The organism is Aquabacterium parvum (genome assembly GCF_001447195.1).
In the GTDB taxonomy this organism is placed as follows: Bacteria; Pseudomonadota; Gammaproteobacteria; order Burkholderiales; family Burkholderiaceae_C; genus Aquabacterium; species Aquabacterium parvum.
Genome location: NZ_LFRI01000275.1, coordinates 1 through 273, shown reverse-complemented (window position 1 = coordinate 273; position 273 = coordinate 1). Strand labels below are relative to the sequence as shown.

Below are 273 nucleotides of genomic sequence, written 5' to 3'. Positions count from 1 at the left end.
GTCGTCCCAGCGTGCGGGCTTCGCCCATCCCGCAGGGCCGCCGCCAGCGGCCTCATACGTGCATCCATCCTCACACCTTGCCCCCCTCATAGGCGAGGCTCACCGACGCGCCAGGAGCCCACGCACGCACCGGCACAGACACCTGCTCACCCACTCGGCCCTCGAAAGGCTTGGTGTCCGGAACTGTGAGGGTGAAGAGTTGAACGAGGCCACGGTTATCGAGGCCCTCGATCTGGAGAACCGGGCGGGTGGGGATCACCTCGCCGGTCTTCT

The 273-nt window shown here is 67.0% G+C and carries 1 protein-coding gene; it reads right to left on the bottom strand.

Annotated elements, in window-relative coordinates; all coding sequences use genetic code 11:
- Positions 1 to 70: 70 nt before the first annotated feature.
- The coding region (locus tag ABG80_RS22700) for a hypothetical protein (RefSeq protein WP_160322511.1) at positions 71 to 273 on the bottom strand (203 nt) is incomplete at its 5' end.